The sequence below is a fragment of the Nitratireductor sp. J20-h4 genome (assembly GCF_056780505.1).
The window spans coordinates 4273500-4291791 of sequence record NZ_CM165557.1 but is presented as its reverse complement, the minus strand read 5'-3'; the positions used below and the strand labels follow the sequence as shown (position 1 = coordinate 4291791).

General features: G+C 67.0%; 17 protein-coding genes. 9 read left to right on the top strand and 8 right to left on the bottom strand.

The features are described 5' to 3' along the window. Nucleotides 1–158: 158 nt before the first annotated feature. From ACT2B0_RS20770 to gshB, 3 genes are all read right to left on the bottom strand, one after another. Nucleotides 159–1235, bottom strand: coding sequence for a D-alanine--D-alanine ligase family protein (locus ACT2B0_RS20770; protein WP_473460149.1), 1077 nt, complete (start codon nucleotides 1233–1235; stop codon nucleotides 159–161). A 226-nt stretch (nucleotides 1236–1461) separates the two neighbouring features. After that, nucleotides 1462–2994 carry a YifB family Mg chelatase-like AAA ATPase gene (locus ACT2B0_RS20765; protein WP_473460148.1) on the bottom strand — a complete coding sequence of 511 codons (1533 nt, stop codon included), beginning with the start codon at nucleotides 2992–2994 and terminating at the stop codon, nucleotides 1462–1464. Nucleotides 2995–3178: 184 nt separating this feature from the next. Further along, entirely contained in the window at nucleotides 3179–4120 is a 942-nt protein-coding gene (gshB, locus tag ACT2B0_RS20760; protein ID WP_473466150.1) for a glutathione synthase, read from the bottom strand. Nucleotides 4121–4302: 182 nt separating this feature from the next. Between gshB and ACT2B0_RS20755 the strand changes: the two genes are divergently transcribed. The 3 genes from ACT2B0_RS20755 (at nucleotide 4303) to ACT2B0_RS20745 (ending at nucleotide 7512) form a co-directional block, all read left to right on the top strand. Beyond that, nucleotides 4303–5643 carry a putative bifunctional diguanylate cyclase/phosphodiesterase gene (locus ACT2B0_RS20755; protein WP_473460147.1) on the top strand — a complete coding sequence of 447 codons (1341 nt, stop codon included), beginning with the start codon at nucleotides 4303–4305 and terminating at the stop codon, nucleotides 5641–5643. A gap of 171 nt (nucleotides 5644–5814) precedes the next feature. After that, nucleotides 5815–6579 (top strand): SDR family NAD(P)-dependent oxidoreductase, encoded by a 765-nt coding sequence (locus ACT2B0_RS20750; RefSeq protein ID WP_473460146.1) that lies wholly within the window; start codon nucleotides 5815–5817, stop codon nucleotides 6577–6579. 54 nt (nucleotides 6580–6633) lie between these two features. Further along, the gene (locus ACT2B0_RS20745; RefSeq protein WP_481658429.1) at nucleotides 6634–7512 is read left to right on the top strand and encodes an SMP-30/gluconolactonase/LRE family protein; all 879 of its coding nucleotides are present in this window, start codon (nucleotides 6634–6636) and stop codon (nucleotides 7510–7512) included. 27 nt (nucleotides 7513–7539) lie between these two features. Here the strand turns inward: ACT2B0_RS20745 and ACT2B0_RS20740 are convergent, their stop codons facing one another. From ACT2B0_RS20740 to ACT2B0_RS20720, 5 genes are all read right to left on the bottom strand, one after another. After that, the gene (locus ACT2B0_RS20740; protein WP_473460144.1) at nucleotides 7540–7899 is read right to left on the bottom strand and encodes a septal ring lytic transglycosylase RlpA family protein; all 360 of its coding nucleotides are present in this window, start codon (nucleotides 7897–7899) and stop codon (nucleotides 7540–7542) included. Nucleotides 7900–8053: 154 nt separating this feature from the next. Next, complete coding sequence (gene nagA, locus ACT2B0_RS20735) at nucleotides 8054–9211, bottom strand: N-acetylglucosamine-6-phosphate deacetylase (RefSeq protein ID WP_473460143.1); 1158 nt, start codon at nucleotides 9209–9211, stop codon at nucleotides 8054–8056. Then, on the bottom strand, nucleotides 9208–10236 hold the full coding sequence (locus ACT2B0_RS20730) for an SIS domain-containing protein (protein WP_473460142.1): 1029 nt from the start codon (nucleotides 10234–10236) through the stop codon (nucleotides 9208–9210). Before ACT2B0_RS20730 ends, nagA begins: the two co-directional genes overlap by 4 nt. Beyond that, nucleotides 10233–11024 (bottom strand): GntR family transcriptional regulator, encoded by a 792-nt coding sequence (locus tag ACT2B0_RS20725; protein WP_473460141.1) that lies wholly within the window; start codon nucleotides 11022–11024, stop codon nucleotides 10233–10235. The genes ACT2B0_RS20730 and ACT2B0_RS20725 overlap by 4 nt, the downstream gene beginning before the upstream one ends. 1 nt (nucleotide 11025) lies before the next feature. After that, entirely contained in the window at nucleotides 11026–11895 is an 870-nt protein-coding gene (locus ACT2B0_RS20720; RefSeq protein ID WP_473460140.1) for a glucosamine kinase nucleotide-binding domain-containing protein, read from the bottom strand. A gap of 200 nt (nucleotides 11896–12095) precedes the next feature. Between ACT2B0_RS20720 and ACT2B0_RS20715 the strand changes: the two genes are divergently transcribed. The 6 genes from ACT2B0_RS20715 to ACT2B0_RS20690 all read left to right on the top strand — a co-directional run bounded on the left by ACT2B0_RS20715 (nucleotide 12096) and on the right by ACT2B0_RS20690 (nucleotide 18208). Next, on the top strand, nucleotides 12096–13019 hold the full coding sequence (locus ACT2B0_RS20715; protein WP_473460139.1) for an N-acetylmuramic acid 6-phosphate etherase: 924 nt from the start codon (nucleotides 12096–12098) through the stop codon (nucleotides 13017–13019). A gap of 24 nt (nucleotides 13020–13043) precedes the next feature. Further along, on the top strand, nucleotides 13044–14303 hold the full coding sequence (locus ACT2B0_RS20710) for an ABC transporter substrate-binding protein (RefSeq protein WP_473460138.1): 1260 nt from the start codon (nucleotides 13044–13046) through the stop codon (nucleotides 14301–14303). Nucleotides 14304–14384: 81 nt separating this feature from the next. After that, nucleotides 14385–15314, top strand: a complete 930-nt coding sequence (locus ACT2B0_RS20705) for a carbohydrate ABC transporter permease (protein ID WP_473460137.1) — start codon at nucleotides 14385–14387, stop codon at nucleotides 15312–15314. Nucleotides 15315–15324: 10 nt separating this feature from the next. Further along, entirely contained in the window at nucleotides 15325–16164 is an 840-nt protein-coding gene (locus tag ACT2B0_RS20700) for a carbohydrate ABC transporter permease (protein ID WP_473460136.1), read from the top strand. A gap of 144 nt (nucleotides 16165–16308) precedes the next feature. After that, on the top strand, nucleotides 16309–17307 hold the full coding sequence (locus tag ACT2B0_RS20695; RefSeq protein ID WP_473460135.1) for an ABC transporter ATP-binding protein: 999 nt from the start codon (nucleotides 16309–16311) through the stop codon (nucleotides 17305–17307). A gap of 43 nt (nucleotides 17308–17350) precedes the next feature. Beyond that, nucleotides 17351–18208 carry a sugar phosphate isomerase/epimerase family protein gene (locus tag ACT2B0_RS20690; protein WP_473460134.1) on the top strand — a complete coding sequence of 286 codons (858 nt, stop codon included), beginning with the start codon at nucleotides 17351–17353 and terminating at the stop codon, nucleotides 18206–18208. Nucleotides 18209–18292: the final 84 nt, after the last annotated feature.

Below are 18292 nucleotides of genomic sequence, written 5' to 3'. Positions count from 1 at the left end.
TCGGCCCGGCATGTCAGCGCGGTCAACCGCCGGCATGTCCTGAAGGGCGGGCGCTCGATCCCGCTTCCGGAACGCCATGCTGTCTGGGCATCGAGGTCCTAAGACCGGTGCCGGATCGGAACGTCCGGCGCCTCGGGTTCGTGCGCGCCTCCGCCGCTCTACGTCGCGCGGCCGGCCCGCGCCAGCCCGTGCGCCACCAGCCGGTCCAGTATCTCGGGATAGCTCACGCCGCTCGCCGCCATCGCCTTGGCATACATGCTGATGTCGGTGAAGCCTGGAATGGTGTTGAGCTCGTTGACCAACAAGCGCTCGTCTGCGGTCAGGAAAAAATCCACCCGCGCCATGCCGTCGCAGCCGACGGCGCGGAAGGCCCTGGCCGCCATCGCGCGCAGCTCGCTTTCGACCGCCTCCGGCAGCACCGCCGGCACGGTCAGCGTCGCGCCGTCCTCGTCGACATATTTGGCCTCGTAGCTGTAGAAGCCGTGGCTTTGCGCCGTGGCGATCTCGCCGGGACGCGAGACGAACAGGCCGCCCTGGGCGTCCTCCAGCACGCTGCATTCGATCTCGCGGCCGTCGATGAACTCTTCGGCAAGCAGCTTGCGGTCGTTGTCGAAGCCCTCGGCGAGCGCGGCCTGATAGTCTTGCGCGCTCGCCACCTTGCTCACTCCGACCGAGGACCCCTGGCGCGCCGGTTTGACGAAGAACGGCAGCCCGAGATCGCGCTGCAGCGCGGCGAATGCCGGCACGTCGTCGAGTGCGATCGTAACGGAGCGCGCGGTCGGCACGCCGGCCTCGGCGAGCAGGCGCTTGGCGATGTCCTTGTCGAGCGCGACCGCGGATCCCAGAATATCGCAGCCGGCAAGCGGCACCCGCGCCACCGCCGCCAGCCCCTGCACCGAGCCGTCCTCGCCATGAAGCCCGTGCAGCACGGGAAACAGCATGTCGATCTTCGGCAAAGCGTAGGGCGCGCCCTCGGCCGGGATCGCCAGCATCTGTCCTTCTCCGCCAGCCACCAGGCAAAGCTGCGTGCCGCGCGACGGCCGCGCCAGCGCGCCATCCTCGAGACGGCTCAGCAGCCACCGCCCCGCGCGGGTGATGAAGACCGGCACCACGTCGTAGCGCGCCGGCGCGAGCGCACGCATGACATTGGTCGCCGAAAGCACCGACACGTCATGCTCGGCGGAACGTCCGCCGAATAAGACGGCGATGCGTAGTCTGCTTGAGGATGGGGTCACGAAACGCTCCAGGAATGATCTGAGTTGACGGGTCAACGAGCCTCCTGCGATAGCGCGGGCGACGTCCGGCCGAAAGAGCGTTTTTGCCTGCCGTGATAGGCCCCACCCGGTCGAGGGGGGGCAGCACGCGTTGATGTGGGCCTGCCGGGTCCGTCCCGGTGGGATTCAAGCCGCCTTGCGGTCTGTTCCGCCGTTTGGCCCGGCCGCATTGCCGAGGTCGGCGGCTCTAGGCCGCATGGGCCAGGCTTTCCGCGCCCATCCGGTACGAGATCGCCTCTGCCAGGTGGATGCGGCCGACCGCGTCCTTGCCGTCGAGGTCGGCCAGGGTCCGCGCGACCTTTAAGACGCGGTGATAGGCGCGCGCCGAAAAGCCGAGCTTTTCGCTCGCGTCGCGCAAGAGCGCCGCGCCGGCCTCGTCCGGCCGCGCGATCTCCTCCACAAGCCGGGTCGAGCACAGGGCGTTTGTCGCGATATCCTTCGTACCGAGGCGGGCAAACCTCTCGCGCTGGATCGCGCGCGCGGCAGCGACACGGGTGGCGACGGTCTTGCTCGTCTCGCCGCCGCTGATGTGGAACAGCTCCTGCGGCGACACCGCCGGCACCTCGATCCGCAGATCGATCCGGTCGAGAAGCGGCCCGGAAATCCGCGCCTGATAGTCGCTGCGGCAACGCGGCCCGCGCGCGCAGCGATAGCCCGGCTCGCCAGCGCGCCCGCACCGGCACGGATTCATCGCCGCCACAAGCTGGGCGCGCGCGGGATAGGAGACGCGGCTGTTGGCGCGCGCGATCACCGCCGCGCCCGATTCGATCGGCTGGCGCAGCGAATCCAGCACGGCGGGCGTGAATTCGGGCAGTTCATCGAGGAAAAGTACGCCGTTATGGGCAAGCGACACCTCGCCCGGGCGCACCCGCAGGCCGCCGCCGACCATCGCCGCCATCGAGGCGGAATGGTGCGGCGCGCGAAACGGCCGGCGATCCGACAGGCGTCCCTCGGCCAGTTCGCCGGCGATCGACTGGATCATCGAGACCTCCAGCAATTCGCGTGGCGCCAGCGGCGGCAGGATCGAGGGCAGGCGCTGGGCCAGCATCGACTTGCCGGCACCCGGCGGTCCGCACATCAAGAGATGATGGCCGCCGGCCGCGGCGACCTCGAGCGCGCGTTTTGCCGTCTCCTGGCCCTTGATGTCGGCAAGGTCCGGCAGCGTCCCCGAAATGGACCGGATTTCGGCGACGGGACGCGACAGGACCTGGGAGCCACGAAAATGATTGGCGATCGCGATCAGGCTGCGCGGAGCCAGGATTTCCATCTCGCTGTCGGCCCAGGCGGCTTCCGCGCCGGCGGCGTGGGGGCAGATCAGCCCCTTGCCCAGGGCGTTGGCGCCGATCGCGGCCGGCAACGCGCCGTGCACATGCGCGATCGTGCCGTCGAGCGACAATTCGCCGAGCACGACGAACCCTTGCAGCGCGTCGGCCGGCACCGCGCCGAGCGCGGCCATCAGGCCGAGCGCGATCGGCAGATCGTAATGGCTGCCCTCCTTCGGCAGATCGGCGGGCGCGAGATTGATCGTCACCCTCTTGGGCGGCATCGACAGGCCGGAGGCATGAAGCGCGGCCTGTACCCGTTCCCGGCTCTCGGCCACCGCCTTGTCGGGCAGGCCGACGATCTGCATGTTGATCTTGCCCGGCGCGATCATCACCTGAACGTCGACCGGAACCGCTTCGATGCCCTGAAAGGCGACGGTGCTGACCCGCGAAACCATCTCCGCTTCTCCCCGACCACGGGAGCGGCATGCAACCGGTACGTTTGCCCGGGTGCCGCCCTCGCGCCAAATTAAGCACAATTGGCCATGGCTCGCAAGAACATTACAAGAACGAACTAGCGTTCTGCGTGTATAGGGGTTGCATACGGTTGCATCGCCCTGAACGGAACGGCAACACGACCGCCTAGGTCCGTCGCGTCTCGACCGCGTCCCAGAACAGGGCGGCGATGTCGGCGCCGCCGAAATTCTTGACCTCGCGCACGCCGGTCGGCGAGGTGACGTTGATTTCCGTCAGCAGGCCGCCGATCACGTCGATGCCGACGAGGATGAAGCCGCGTTCCTTCAGCGCCGGTCCGATCCGCGCGCAGATCTCACGCTCGCGCTCGCTCAGCTCGGCATGTTCGGCCCGGCCGCCGACATGCATGTTGGAACGCGAATCGTGTTCGGCCGGCACCCGGTTTATGGCGCCGACCGGCTCGCCGTCGATCAGGATGATGCGCTTGTCGCCGGCGCGCACCGCCTTGAGGTAGCGCTGGACGATATAGGGTTCGCGAAACATCTGGCCGAACATTTCCAGCAGCGCGGCAAGATTGCGGTCGGCTTCGTGCAGGTGGAAGATGCCGGCGCCGCCATTGCCGTAGAGCGGCTTGACGATGATGTCGCCATGGTCGCGCCGGAACGCGGCGACCTCGCGCGGATCCTTGGTGATCAGCGTTTCGGGCATCAGGTCGGGGAAATCGGTGACGAATATCTTTTCCGGGCTGTTGCGCACCCAGGCCGGATCGTTGACCACAAGGGTGGCGGGATGGATGCGCTCCAGGATGTGGGTGGTGGTGATGTAGTTCATGTCGAACGGAGGGTCCTGGCGCAGAAGCACGACGTCGACCTCGGAAAGGTCGAGGCGCTGCGGTTCGCCGAGCGAAAAATGATCGCCGGCGACGTCGCGCACCGTCATCGTCTCGGCCCAGGCGAACACCTTGCCGTCGCGCATCGACAGACTGTCGGGCGTGTAGTGGAAAAGCTGATGGCCGCGCCGCTGCGCCTCCAGGGCCAGGGCGAAGCTCGTATCCCCCGCGATCGTGACGGTGGAAACGTGGTCCATCTGGAAGGCGATTTTCAAGGACATCGACAACTCCGCGTCTGGCCCCGAGGTGACAAGGGGTGAAGCCATCTATCCAATTCCGGCGCGAATGCCAATCCGCCGGTTCACGCGCCTTGATTGTGGCCGGGCCATGCAGGCGATACGCTTCCTAAACGGTTTTACGCAAGAATACGCTCAAACAGGCATACCTAAAGCTAGAAAATTTCATGAACGGGCCTATGCCACGCATCAACGAAAACAGGGACGGCGGTGATCTGGCATACACCGATCCCCTGACCGGGCTCGGCAACAACCGGCGTTTCGTCACCAAGATCAAGCGCCTGATCGCGGATAGGGCCGACGACCCGGCCCCGTTCGCGATCGGCATCATCGATCTCGACGGGTTCAAGCCGATCAACGACCTGTTCGGACGCGCCTCCGGCGACGAAATCCTGATGCAGGTCGCGTTGCGGCTGCATGCAGCCATGGATCGTCATTCCACCATCACCCGGATCGGCGCCGACGAGTTTGCCTTTCTGTTCCCGATGACGTTCAGTGAGGCCGCGGTGTCCGAGCAGGCGCGCATGCTGATCGAGATCTTGTCGGCGCCCTACGATCTCGGCGAGCGGAGTGCCCGGCTTTCGGCTTCCGTCGTCTGCGCGCTTTATTATGTCGAGAGCGAAAGCGCGGAGGACCTCGTCCGCAAGGCTGAAACCGCGCTCTATCACGCCAAGCGTGGCGGCCGTGGACGCGTCGTCGTCTACACGCAGGAAATGGAGGATGCGGCCAAGCGCGATACGCGCATCGAGCAGGCGCTCAGGCGGGCGGTTTCGGCCGAGGAGGTGGAGCCGTATTTCCAGCCGATCGTCGATTTGGCGACGCGCCGGATCGTCGGCTTCGAGGCGCTCGCGCGCTGGACCGACCGCGATCTGGGTTTCGTGTCGCCGGGCGTCTTCATTCCCATCGCCGAGGAACGCGACATTATCGGCGCCCTGTCGCAGTTGCTGTTGCGCAAGGCGAGTGGCGCCGCCCAGAGCTGGCCGGACGATCTTTTCCTCTCGTTCAATCTGTCGCCGTCGCAACTGGTCGACCAGAATACCGCCGACCACATCCTGACGACGCTCGCCCGCGCCTCGTTCGACCCGCGCCGGCTCGAGGTGGAGATCACCGAAACCGGCATGATGACCGATCCCGCCTCGGCCGAAAAAATCGTCCAGGATCTGCGCGCCGAGGGGGTGCGGATCTCGCTGGACGATTTCGGCACGGGACAGTCGAGCCTCGGCCGGTTGCGGGAATTCCATTTCGACAAGCTGAAGATCGATCAGGCCTTCGTCGCCTCGATCCTCAGCGACCGCGCGTCCGAGCACATCATCCGGGCGATCCTGGCAATGTGCGAAGGCCTCGATATCGAGGTGGTGGCCGAGGGCATCGAAACGGAACAACAGGCGGCCCGCCTGGTCGAGTTCGGCTGCCGCGGCGGGCAGGGTTATCTGTTCGGCAAGCCTGCCGGCGCCGCTGCTACGATGCGCCAACTGACCAGCATGGCCAGGCCGGCGGCCGCATCCTGATCCGAGCGGGGACCCGGAACTGCCGGCGCGAGGCCCGCTGGCGCCCGCGTCCTCCCGCCTGTCCGGGCCGTTCAGCACGCGACGTTCAGGGCTCCGGCGGCGGGGCTTGTCAAGCGGCGCGCGATTCCCGAAAGTCGGCCGCTCGGCCGTCAGCGGAGGAACACGGCGACCATGACCGATGCGATCTTTCCGGATCTGCGCGATACCGCCGTCGTCATCACTGGCGGCGGAACTGGGATCGGCGCCTGCCTGACGGAGGGCTTCGCGCGCCAGGGCGCGCGGGTCGCTTTCCTCGATATCGCCGAAGCCGAAAGCCGGGCCCTGTGCGAGCGGCTGGAGAAGGACACCGGCAACCGGCCGCTGTTCCTGCCGGCCGATCTGCGCGATGTGGCGGCGTTGCGCGCGGCCGTGGCCGAGGCGGCCGCCACCCATGGACCGGCCGGGGTCCTCGTCAACAACGCCGCGCGCGACGACCGTCACGCGGTCGAGGACGTGACGCCGGAATTCTGGGACGCCAACCAGGCGGTCAATCTCAGGCCGCACTTCTTCGCCATACAGGCCGTCGTCCCGGCGATGAAGGCGGCAGGGCGCGGCGCGATCGTCAATTTCTCCTCGACCTCCTACATGATCAATGGCGGCGGCTTCGCCTCCTACACCGCCGCCAAGGCCGGCGTCGTCGGGCTGACGAAGGGGCTTGCCGGCGAGCTCGGCCCGTACGGTATCCGCGTCAACGCGATCGCCCCGGGATGGGTGATGACCAAACGCCAGCGCGATCTGTGGGTGACGGAAGCCGGCCTCAAGGCCCATATCGACCGGCAATGCCTGAAGCAGGAGATCGCGCCGGCCGACATGGTCGGCCCGTGCCTGTTCCTCGCCTCGTCGGCGGCCGGCATGGTGACCGCGCAAACGCTGATCGTCGATGCGGGCTCGCTCTAGGGTCCGGCCCCGGAAGGATTGTGCGCTCCGACACGGAACCGAAAGGGCCGAGCGATGACCGACCACGTATCGATCCTGTGCGACATCGCCTGCGAACTCGGCGAAGGGCCGTCCTATGATCCTCAAACCAACCGGCTGTTCTGGTTCGACATCACCGGAAAAAGACTGCTGGAAAAATCGTTTCCCGACGGCGACACCGTGGTGCACGCCCTGCCCTTCATGGCGAGCGCGTTCGCCGTCGTCGACGCCGACCGCCAGCTGATCGCGGCCGAAAACGGTCTGCATGTGCGCGACGCGGCAAGCGGCGCGCTGTCGCTCCTGCGGCCGATCGAGGCCGACAATGCGCTGACCCGGTCCAACGATTCCAGGGTGCATCCGTGCGGCGCGTTCTGGATCGGCACCATGGCCAAGGACGAAAGCCGCGACCGGGGGGCGATCTACTGGTTTTTCCGCGGTGAGCTGCGCACGCTCTATCGGCCCTTGTCGATCCCCAATTCGATCTGTTTTTCGCCGGACGGGCGCATCGGCTATTTCACCGACACGCCGCGCGGCCTGCTCTACCGCGTCGACTGCGATCCCGAAACCGGCCTGCCGGTGGGCAAGCCGGCCGTCTTCGTCGACCGGCGCGGCCGCGACGGTTTCATCGACGGGTCCGTGGTCGACGCCGATGGCGTGCTGTGGAACGCGCGCTGGGCTGGCGGGGCCGTGGATGCCTGGTCGCCGGACGGCCGCCGGCTGCGCACGATCGCGGTTCCCGCCGCGCAGGCGACCTGTCCGGCCTTTGCCGGGCCCGACGCGTCGCGGCTCGTCGTCACCTCGGCCTGGAAGGGCAGGAACGAGCGCCAGCGCGACGCCGAGCCCGATGCCGGCAAGACCTTCCTGCTCGACAGGCCGGTGCGCGGCCGTTTCGAACCCAGGGTGAAGATCGCCTGATCCGGTCGCCCGGCAGGCCCGGTCCCGTCAGCCGACGCGTGTCATGCAGATCTTGGCATGGCCGGCGCGGACGAAGCCGAGCTGCCGTGCGGCCGCCTTGGAAAGATCGAGCACCCGGCCGCGGATGAAGGGGCCGCGGTCGTTGATGCGCACCACCACCGAGCGGCCGTTGCGCTGGTTGACCACTTTCAGCTTGGTGCCGAACGGCAAGGTGCGATGCGCCGCGGTCATCGCCTGGGGGTTCATGCGCTCGCCCGAGGCGGTCATGGAGGTGAGCGCGTACCACGAGGCGCGGCCGCAATCGGCCGAGGCGGCGCCCGCGGACGCGGCAAGGACGATGCCGCCGGCGATCAGGCGGCCGGCGAGCGAATTGATGCGTGATGTCATTGGTGTGAAAACCCCGGGCAATTTCCGTCGCAAGCCGGCTATGGCCGAAATGTGGCGCTGGCTGGGCCCGGCCCGCCGGGTTCCATCACGATGGGAAACGCCGGGTCACATTGATTGAGCTGACGCTGCCCGAAGCGCGGCCGCTCTTGCGCCCTCAGCGCGCGGCTGCCCGTCCGCCGATCCACACGCCGGCGATCTCCAGCGCATCGCTGAGATGCACCATGTCGGCGCGCGCGCCGGGGCTCAGCCTGCCATGCCTGGCATCGATGCCCATCGCCTGGGCCGGATAGAGCGCGGCCATGCGCAGGGCTTCCTCGAGCGGCAGCCCGATTTGGCGATGCATGAAGCGAACCGCCGAAATCATGTCGAGGTCGGCGCCGGCCAGCGTGCCGTCCTCCAGCGTCAGCCGCCCCTCGCGGCGGCGAATGGTACGCCCGTTCAGCGTGAAGCTTTCCATCGTCGTGCCGATCGTGGCCATGGCGTCCGTGACCAGGAAGATGCGCCCCGGCAGCGATTTGGCCTTCATGGCGATACGGATATTGGCCGGATCGACATGGATGCCGTCGGCGATCAGGCCGGCCGACAGGGCGCCGAGATCGATCGCCGCGCCCACCAGGCCGGGTTCGCGATTGGCGATCTGGCTCATCGCGTTGAACAGATGCGTGACCATTGAGGCCCCGGCCGCGGCGGCCTCGGCCACCGCTTCGTAGCCGGCATTGGAGTGGCCGAGACTGACGACGATGCCGGCTTCGGTCAGCCGCGCGATCCGCTCGGGCGCGACCGCCTCGGGCGCCATGGTCACCAGCAGCGCCGGCAGTTTCCCGCGCGTTTCGATCAGGAAGGCTTCGTCGTCATCATTCATCGCCCGGATCAGTGCGGGGTCGTGCGCGCCCTTGCGCGCCATCGACAGATGCGGACCTTCCAGATGCAGGCCGATCGGCCCGGCAACGTTGCCGGCGAGGGCGTCGACCACCGCCTCGACCGCCGCCCGGCTCACCGCCGGGGTTTCGGTGATCAGGGTCGGCAACAACGCCGTCGTCCCGAAGCCGGCATGGGCGTTGCAGATGGTTCGGATGGTCGCGACGTCCTGACGGTCGTTGAGCATGACGCCGCCGCCGCCATTGACCTGAAGATCGACAAAGCCCGGGGCAAGCAGCCCGCCGTCGAGCCGCACCGTTTCGCTTCCGGACGGAATGTCGGCCTCGGCGACGATATCGGCGATCGCGTCGCCGCCGACGATCAGCGCCATGCCCTGCAGGCGGCGCGCGCCGTCGAAAATCTCGGCTCCGACAAAGGCGGTCTTGGTCATCATACCGTTTCCGTGACTTTGCGCAGATGGGGCGGCTGATCGGGATCGAGCCCGCGCGCGCGCGAAAAACTTTCCACGAACCCGTAAAACGAGGCGATCAGGGCGAGCGGGTCGGTCAGCGGGTGGCCCGTCGCCGCGATCGGCAACGCCGCCTTGCCGCCCGCCTTGTCGCTGGTTGCGAAGACGGTGGCGCCGCGCGCCGCCAGGCTCTCGATCGCCGCCAGCATCGAGGGTTCGGATTTGTCGCGCACCACCAGCGCCAGGACCGGAAAGCCGGGCTTCACCAGCGCCATCGGCCCATGCATGACCTCGGCGGCCGAATAGGCTTCGGCGTGCACGCCGCTGGTCTCCTTGAACTTCAGCGCCGCCTCCTGGGCGATCGCCATGCCGGGTCCGCGTCCCAGAATATAAAGCGACTGGCTGTTCTGCAGGGCGGCGGCCAGCGGCGTCCAGTCGCAATCGACCGCTTTTTCCAGCTGGGCGGGCAAGGCGCGCAGCGCATCGGCAAGCGCGGCGGAACCGGTCCAGTGCGCCAGGATCGCCAGGCCGGCAAGCGCGGAATTGACGAAGGTCTTGGTGGCGGCGACGCTGCGTTCCTTGCCGGCCAGGATATCGATTTCATGGTCGCAATGGCTGCTCAGCGGCGCGCCGGCCGTATTGGTGATGCCGGCCGTCAGCGCTCCGGCCGCGCGCGCCATCTCGGCCATGGCGACGATGTCGGGGCTCTTGCCCGATTGCGAAATCGCGATCACGGCCGCGCCGGCGAGCTTCAGCCGGGCGCCGTAGATCGAGGCGATGGACGGGCCGAGCGAGGCGACCGGCACGCCGGCGGTGAGTTCCGTGGCGTATTTCAGGAACGACGCCGCATGATCCGACGAGCCGCGCGCGACGGTGGCCAGGAGGCGCGGATCGCGCGCGGCGAGCGCGGTACCGGCCGCCGTCAGGGCCTTGTCGCCGTCGCGCAGCAGCTGTGCCGCGGCGTCCGGGATTTCGCGGATTTCCCGCCACATATGGGTTTGTGCGCTCATCTGGTCTCCGTGTCGTTGGTCTCGTCGGCTTCGCCGAGCCGCAGTTCGGCGACGAAATCGTAGGTGTCGCCACGGTAGATCGAGCGCGTGAACTCGATCACCCGTCCCGAGGCGAGATAGGAAATGCGTTCGATGCTGAGCCCGGCCGCGCCGGCCGAAACACCCAGCAGCGCGGCGTCGTCAGCCTCGAGATTGGTCGCGGAAATGCGCTGGACGGCGCGCACCGGGCGATTGCCGGTTTTTTGCAGGACCAGATAAAGCGAGCCGGTCACCGCGCCGGGGTCGGGCAACACGTCGCTCGACAGCGTGGCGCGCTCGATGGCCAGCGGCGTGTCGTTGGCCAGCCGCAGCCGCGACAGCCGCGCGACCAGTTCGCGCGACGACAGGCCCAGAACCATCATCTCGTCGGGCGAGGGCGGATAGATTCCGCGATCGATCCATTCCGAGCGGGCGGCCATGCCGCGCCGGGCCATATCCTGCGTAAACGACGTCAGTCGCGACAGCGATTGCTCGACCCGGTCAGCCCGCGGCGCCACGAAAGTCCCCGAGCCATGACGCTGGATCAACAGCCCGCTGGCGACCAGATCCTGCACCGCCTTGCGCACCGTCACGCGCGACACGTCCGCGCGCGCGGCGATCTCGCGTTCGGAAGGCAGCGCCTCGCCGGGCCGGATCACGCCGCGGCTCAGCGCATCCTCGATGCTGCGCCGCAGCCGCAGATAAAGCGGCGTCCCCTGCCCTTCGCCGCCATGCAGGCCGGCCAGAATGTGGCGGGTCAGCGCGGTCATCTCAATGCCCCGCCGGGCCGAAGCGGCGCGCCGCCATTGTAACGGCGCCGCCCAGCGCATCGGCGATCGGCGCCCGCAGCATGGCCGCGAACGGCTCCCGCAGCCTCGCCGCGATGCGATCTGCCAGGCCGCCGAGCAGGCAAAGCCTGTCCGTCGGGTGCAGATCGAGCGCGGCGAGTGCCGCTTCGACATGCGACGACACCTCCTCCAGCAACCGCCCGGCCAGTGGATCGCCCTGGTCGGCGTAATCGAACACGATCGGCACGAACGCGCCGAAATCGCGCGGGCTGGCCGCGGCGGCGAAGGTCACCATTTGGCGCGGGTCCGCCTCGAAACGGGCGAGAACCGCCGTCGTCAGCGCCGTTTGCGGGCGGATGTGGTCATGGGCCAGCAAGGTCTCCTCGAGCAGCTGACGGCCGAGGCGGGCGCCGCCGCCGAGATCGCCGAGCCGAAAGCCCCACCCGCCGATCGATCTGATTGTTTCGCCGTGCCGCGCCATGAACGCCGATCCGGTGCCGATGATGGCGATCGCGCCGTCATGGTCGCCGAGGGCGCCTTCCAGCGCGATCAGCGCGTCGCTTTCGACGCGGCTTTCGGCGAACGGCAATTGCGCGGCGAGACGGCGTTCGACATCGGCGACATTGGCGCCGGCCAGGCCGAGAACCGCGCCGGTCCGGCCGAATTCGGGCTCCCGTCCCGCGGCCTCGAACGCCGCGCGCGCAGCCTCCACGATGCTGGCGCAGGTGCCGTCGAGGTCGGTCATCACATTGGCCGCGCCGCTATGGCCGCGCCCGACGATCTCGCCGGCGGTCGTCGCCAGTCCCGCCCGGCATTGCGTGCCGCCGCCGTCGATGCCCAACACCCATTTCACGTCATCATCCTCCGGTTTCGGGATAATACCAATAAAATACCAATATCCAAGACCTATTTTCTCCGCGAAGGGTATCAGTCATAAACAGTTGTTTTTAAAGACAATTAGGATGCGAGGAATTTCCCTTGCCGGAAAATCGTTAACATCTCCTGGACAAGTGGTATTTTTTTGGTATCGTTTTGTGCAAATGGGAGGATTGGATGGCGTTGCGCCGGACCGAACAGCGGCACCCCGAGGCTGGCGGGATTGATTTGCTGCCGGACGAGGACGTGCTGGCGCTGCTGGCCGACGCGCAGCTCGACGCCGCCGCGAGCGTCCGCGGCGCGCTCGAACCGCTTGCCCGGGCCGCGCGCCTCGCCGCCGAAACCATCGAAAACGGCGGCCGGATCGCCTATGCCGCCGCCGGCAGTTCCGGCCTGATGGCATTGGCCGACGCGCTGGAATTGCCCGGCACGTTCGGTATCGCGCCGGAGCGGATCGTGGTGTTGATCGCCGGCGGCGCGGCCGCTCTCCACACGCTGGCAGGCGCGCCCGAGGACGACCTGGACGAGGCGCGGCGCGCGGTGCGCGAGGCCGGGCTCGGCCCGGCCGACTGCCTGATCGCCGTCACCGCGAGCGGCTCGACGCCCTACGCGCTCGCCGCGCTTGAGGAAGCGCGCGCCCGCACGGTCCGCACGGTCGCCATCGCCAACAATGCCGGAACGCCGGTGTTGGAGCGCGCCGACATTCCCGTCGTGCTCGCCACGCCCCCGGAGATCGTCGCCGGTTCGACCCGTATGGGCGCCGGCACGGCGCAAAAGATCGCGCTCAACATGCTGTCGACCCTGATGGCGGTCCGCCTCGGTCATGTGCATGACGGTTTCATGGTCAATCTGCAGCCGGATAATCATAAGCTGAAAGCGCGCGCGGTGCGCATCGTCGCGACGATCGCCGGCTGCGGCGAAGCCGAGGCCGGCACGCTTCTCGACCGGGCCGGCGGCTCGGTCAAGACCGCGACGCTTCTGGCTGCCGGCGCGGCGTCGCGCGTTGCCGCCGAGGCGTTGCTCCAGGACACCGGCTGGCGATTGAGACCGGCGCTTTCGACACTCCAGGGCGCCGCCCGCGCCCGCAAGCACATACCGTAAAAGGGCCAACAGGGAGGAGAACTCATGACACGCAAGACATTGACCGCATTTTTGCTCGGCACGAGCATTTTCGGCCTTGCCGGGCAGGCGCAGGCCCAGGACACCACGCTGACCATCGAAAGCTGGCGCAACGACGATCTCGCCATCTGGCAGGAAAAGCTGATCCCGGCCTTCGAGGCCAAGAATCCCGGCATCAAGGTGGTGTTCGCGCCGTCGGCGCCGACCGAATACAATGCCGCGCTGAACGCCAAGCTCGATGCCGGCTCGGCCGGCGATCTGATCACCTGCCGTCCGTTCGACGCCTCGCTCGAACTTTACAACAAGGGCCATCTCGCCGACCTCACCGGTCTGGCCGGCATGGACAATTTCACCGACGTCGCCAGATCGGCCTGGTCGACCGACGACGGCAGCGCCACGTTCTGCGTGCCGATGGCCTCGGTGATCCACGGCTTCATCTACAACAAGGACGCCTTCGAGGAAGTCGGCGTCGCGGTGCCCGAGACCGAGGACGAGTTCTTTGCCGTTCTCGACAAGCTCAAGGAAGACGGCACCTACGTCCCGATGGCGATGGGCACCAAGGATCTGTGGGAAGCCGCCACCATGGGCTACCAGAATATCGGCCCCAATTACTGGAAGGGCGAGGAGGGACGCTTGGCCCTGATCAAGGGCGAGCAGACGCTGACCGACCCGCAATGGGTCGAGCCCTTCGCCACGCTCGCCAAATGGCAGGCCTATCTCGGCGATGGCTTCGAGGCGCAGTCCTATCCCGACAGCCAGAACCTGTTCACGCTCGGCCGCGCCGCGATCTACCCGGCGGGCTCGTGGGAGATTTCGCTGTTCAATACCCAGGCCGATTTCGAGATGGGCGCGTTTGCCCCGCCGGTGAAGGCCGCCGGCGACACCTGCTACATCTCCGACCACAACGACATCGCCATCGGCCTCAACGCCAAGAGCCCGAACGCCGAGGCCGCCAGGACCTTCCTGTCCTGGGTTGCCTCGCCGGACTTCGCGACGATCTACGCCAACGCGCTCCCCGGCTTCTTCTCCCTGTCCTCGACGCCGGTGAAGATGGAGGACCCGCTCGCGCAGGAGTTCGTGTCCTGGCGTGAGACCTGCAAATCGACGATCCGCTCGACCTACCAGATCCTGTCGCGCGGCACCCCAAGTCTCGAAAACGAGACCTGGGTCAAATCGGCCAATGTGATCAACGGCACCGAAACGCCGCAAGCCGCCGCCGCCGCGCTGCAGGAAGGGCTCGCGAGCTGGTACGATCCCCAGAAATAGGCGCGGAGAAATAGGCGCGGATCGAAACCGAATGTCCGGGCCGCTTGCGGGCGGCCCGGCTCCCCGGGGGGGGGCAGGCGCATGGCAGACGAACGCATAGACCGCAGACCGATCCGCTGGCACATCGCGGTGTTCCTGGCGCCGGCGGTGCTGATCTACACCGCGGTGATGATCATTCCGCTGTTCGGCACGCTGCAGCTTTCGCTGTTCACCACCGTCGACAACCAGCAAATATTTGTCGGCCTGAAAAACTTCGCCACGCTGCTCGGCGACGAGCGCTGGGCGGCGAGTTTCTGGAACGCGCTGTGGAACAACACCTGGTTCTTCATCATCCACATGCTGGTGCAAAACCCGGTCGGCGTGCTGCTGGCCGCGCTGTTGAGCCACCCCAGGCTGCGCTTTTCCGGCTTCTACCGCACGGCCATCTTCGTGCCGACCATCCTGTCCTTCGTGATCGTCGGCTTCACCTGGAAACTGATCCTCAGCCCGCTCTGGGGCGTGGCGCCGGACCTGCTCGACATGATCGGTCTGAAACATCTCTTCACCCCCTGGCTCGGCAAGCAGGAATACGCGCTGACCACGCTCGGCCTGATCTCGGTGTGGCAGTTCGTCGGCATTCCGATGATGCTGATCTACGCGGCGCTGCTGTCCATCCCCGAAGAAATCCTCGAGGCGGCCGAATGTGACGGCATCACCGGCTTTGCCCAGTTCTGGAAGATCCAGCTGCCGCTGATCCTGCCGGCGATCGGCATCATCTCCATCCTCACCTTCGTCGGCAATTTCAACGCCTTCGACCTGATCTACTCCGCCCAGGGCGCGCTTGCAGGTCCGAACTACGCCACCGATATCCTCGGCACCTTCCTCTACCGCACCTTCTTCGGCTTCCAGTTGCAGATCGGCGATCCCAACATGGGCGCCACCATCGCCTCGATCATGTTCTTCATCATCCTGGCGGGCGTGTGCCTGTATCTGTTCGCCATCCAGACGCGCCTCAGGCGCTACCAGTTCTGAAGGGGCGACGATGAGCCAGGCCAGATCCTCCCCCGCCCGCACGGCAGCCGCCCACGCGATCCTGATCGTCTACACGCTGATCGCGCTTTTCCCGGTGCTGATCGTGGTGATGAACTCGTTCAAGTCGCGCAAGGCGATCTTTCGCTCGCCGCTGTCGCCGCCGAACGCCGAGACCTTCGACCTGATCGGCTACCAGACGGTGCTCGCGCAGGGCAATTTCCCGCTCTATTTCCAAAACAGCGTCGTCGTCACCGTGGCGGCGCTGGCGATCGTGCTCGTCTTCGGCGCCATGGCCGCGTTCGCGCTCGCCGAATACCGCTTCCGCGGCAACGCGCTGATGGGGCTTTACCTGGCGCTCGGCATCATGATCCCGATCCGCCTCGGCACGGTGGCGATCCTGGAGATGATGGTGGCGAGCGGTCTGGTCAACACGCTGACCGCGCTGGTGCTGGTCTACTCCGCCCAGGGGCTGCCGCTGGCGATCTTCATCCTGACCGAGTTCACCCGCCAGATCTCCGACGATCTCAAGAATGCCGGCCGCATCGACGGCCTGTCGGAATACCGCATCTTCTTCCGCCTGGTGCTGCCGCTGCTGCGCCCGCCCATGGCCACCGTCGCCGTCTTCACGATGATCCCGATCTGGAACGATCTGTGGTTTCCGCTGATCCTGGCGCCGGCCGAAGCCACCAAGACGGTCACGCTCGGCGCCCAGCTCTTCCTCGGCCAGTTCGTCACCAACTGGAACGCGGTGCTGGCCGCGCTGTCGCTGGCCATCCTGCCGGTGATGATCCTTTATCTGATCTTCTCGCGCCAACTGATCCGCGGCATCACCTCCGGAGCCGTCAAATGAGCCGGTGCGATCCCCACTGCATGCTCGCCGCCGACGCAGGCGTGCGCTGGCAAAAGGCGGTCCGGCCGTGAGCGGGCGCAAGCATTGCACCGGCGCGCCGGCCCGCGCCCGGTCGGCAGGTGGCGGCAAGCGAAGGAACCTTTCATGGACGCGCTGAAACTGGAAAACATCCGTAAATCCTTCGGCCGGGTGGAGGTGCTCAAGGGCATCGACCTGACGGTCGCCGACGGTGAATTCGTCGTCTTCGTCGGCCCGTCCGGCTGCGGCAAGTCGACCCTGCTGCGGATCATCGCCGGGCTGGAGGACGCGACCGCCGGCGAGGTCGCCATCGCGGGCGCGCGCGTCAACGCCGTGCCGCCGGCCAAGCGCGGCATCGCCATGGTGTTCCAGACCTACGCGCTCTATCCGCATCTGAGCGTGCGCGACAATATGGGGCTGGGCCTGAAACAGTCCGGCGCGCCGGCGGCCGAAATCGCCCGGCGTATCGAGATCGCCTCGACCATGCTGTCGCTCGAACCCTATCTGGCGCGGCGGCCGGCCGAACTGTCGGGCGGCCAGCGTCAGCGCGTGGCGATCGGCCGCGCGGTGGTGCGCGAGCCCAAACTGTTTTTGTTCGACGAGCCGCTGTCCAATCTCGACGCAGCGCTGCGCGTCAACACCAGGCTGGAGATCGCGCAGCTGCACAAGCGGCTGTCTGCGACGATGATCTACGTCACCCACGACCAGGTCGAGGCGATGACGCTGGCCGACAGGATCGTGGTTCTCAACGCCGGCCGCGTCGAGCAGATCGGCGCGCCGATGGAGCTCTACAACAACCCGGCCAACGAATTCGTCGCCGGCTTCATCGGCTCGCCGAAGATGAACTTCATCGACGGGGCGCGGCTGGGCGAAACCGCCCGGACCGTCGGCGTGCGGCCGGAACATCTGGTGGTCGATCGCGACAAGGGCGACTGGAAGGGCACGGTCATTCACGCCGAGCATCTCGGCGCCGACACCAATCTTTATATCGATACCGAAAAGGCCGGCCTGCTGACCGTGCGCATTTTCGGCGAATTCAGGGCCGAGGCCGGCGAAACCATCTTCGCCACCCCCGATCCCGCGCGCACTTGCCGTTTCGACGCCGAAGGCCGTACGCTGCGTTGACCGCCGGCCGGCCGGCAGTCGAAAAACGGGGAGAGAGCGGTCGATGAGGATCGGCTTTTGCATGTTCTTGTGGACGACCCATGTCGAGGCGACGCACGAGGCGCTGCTCAGGGACCTGAAACGGGCCGGTTATGACGGCGTCGAGATCCCCGTCTTCGAGGGCGTGCCGGAAGACTATGCGCGGCTCGGCGCCCTGCTCGACGCGATCGGGCTTCAACGCACCGCCGTTTCTGCGATGGGCGACCCGGCGATGAACCTGATCTCGCCGGACAAGACCGCGCGCGCGGCCGGTGTCGACTACGTGAAATGGGCGATCGACTGCACGGCCGCGCTCGGCGCCGACACGCTGTCCGGCCCGCTGCATTCCACGCTTGGCCATTTTTCCGGCGAGGGGCCGACGGCGGCCGAGTTGCAGCGTTCCGTCGCCGCGCAACGCGCAATCGGCGACCATGCCGCGAAAAAGGGCGTAACCATCGGGCTCGAGGCGCTCAATCGCTTCGAATGTTATCTCCTCAACACCATGGACGCGCTCGCCGACCATCTCGACCGGGTCGATCATCCGCGCATCAAGGCGATGTACGACACCTTCCATGCCAATATCGAGGAGCAGGATCCGATCGCGGCGTTCGAGCGCAATCGCCATCATATCGTCCACGTCCATATTTCCGAAAACGATCGCGGCGCGCCTGGGCGCGGCAACATTCCCTGGCCGGAGACGTTCCGGACAATCCGCGGCTCCGGCTACGACCGCTGGCTGACGATCGAAGCCTTCGGCCGCGGTTTGAAGGATCTGGCGGCTGCCACCAAGGTCTGGCGCGACTTCGCCGAAAGCCCGGAAGCGGTCTACCGTGAAGGCATCGCCCATATCCGCGCCGGCTGGCAGGCGGCCGGCAAGGCGTAGCCGTGTCGCGCGGCGCGCCGGCGCGCGCCCATCCTGCATCCATGCCTGACGCGAGCGGCCTGCATCTTGGGCGGCACCCAGTGC

Excerpts from the sequence above, each read along its gene's own strand:
- ACT2B0_RS20765 (WP_473460148.1), bottom strand. The coding sequence starts at position 2,994 with ATGGTTTCGCGGGTCAGCACCGTCGCCTTTCAGGGCATCGAAGCGGTT.
- gshB (WP_473466150.1), bottom strand. The coding sequence starts at position 4,120 with ATGTCCTTGAAAATCGCCTTCCAGATGGACCACGTTTCCACCGTCACG.
- ACT2B0_RS20755 (WP_473460147.1), top strand. The coding sequence starts at position 4,303 with ATGAACGGGCCTATGCCACGCATCAACGAAAACAGGGACGGCGGTGAT.
- ACT2B0_RS20750 (WP_473460146.1), top strand. The coding sequence starts at position 5,815 with ATGACCGATGCGATCTTTCCGGATCTGCGCGATACCGCCGTCGTCATC.
- ACT2B0_RS20745 (WP_481658429.1), top strand. The coding sequence starts at position 6,634 with ATGACCGACCACGTATCGATCCTGTGCGACATCGCCTGCGAACTCGGC.
- ACT2B0_RS20740 (WP_473460144.1), bottom strand. The coding sequence starts at position 7,899 with ATGACATCACGCATCAATTCGCTCGCCGGCCGCCTGATCGCCGGCGGC.
- nagA (WP_473460143.1), bottom strand. The coding sequence starts at position 9,211 with ATGATGACCAAGACCGCCTTTGTCGGAGCCGAGATTTTCGACGGCGCG.
- ACT2B0_RS20730 (WP_473460142.1), bottom strand. The coding sequence starts at position 10,236 with ATGAGCGCACAAACCCATATGTGGCGGGAAATCCGCGAAATCCCGGAC.
- ACT2B0_RS20725 (WP_473460141.1), bottom strand. The coding sequence starts at position 11,024 with ATGACCGCGCTGACCCGCCACATTCTGGCCGGCCTGCATGGCGGCGAA.
- ACT2B0_RS20715 (WP_473460139.1), top strand. The coding sequence starts at position 12,096 with ATGGCGTTGCGCCGGACCGAACAGCGGCACCCCGAGGCTGGCGGGATT.
- ACT2B0_RS20710 (WP_473460138.1), top strand. The coding sequence starts at position 13,044 with ATGACACGCAAGACATTGACCGCATTTTTGCTCGGCACGAGCATTTTC.
- ACT2B0_RS20705 (WP_473460137.1), top strand. The coding sequence starts at position 14,385 with ATGGCAGACGAACGCATAGACCGCAGACCGATCCGCTGGCACATCGCG.
- ACT2B0_RS20700 (WP_473460136.1), top strand. The coding sequence starts at position 15,325 with ATGAGCCAGGCCAGATCCTCCCCCGCCCGCACGGCAGCCGCCCACGCG.
- ACT2B0_RS20695 (WP_473460135.1), top strand. The coding sequence starts at position 16,309 with ATGGACGCGCTGAAACTGGAAAACATCCGTAAATCCTTCGGCCGGGTG.
- ACT2B0_RS20690 (WP_473460134.1), top strand. The coding sequence starts at position 17,351 with ATGAGGATCGGCTTTTGCATGTTCTTGTGGACGACCCATGTCGAGGCG.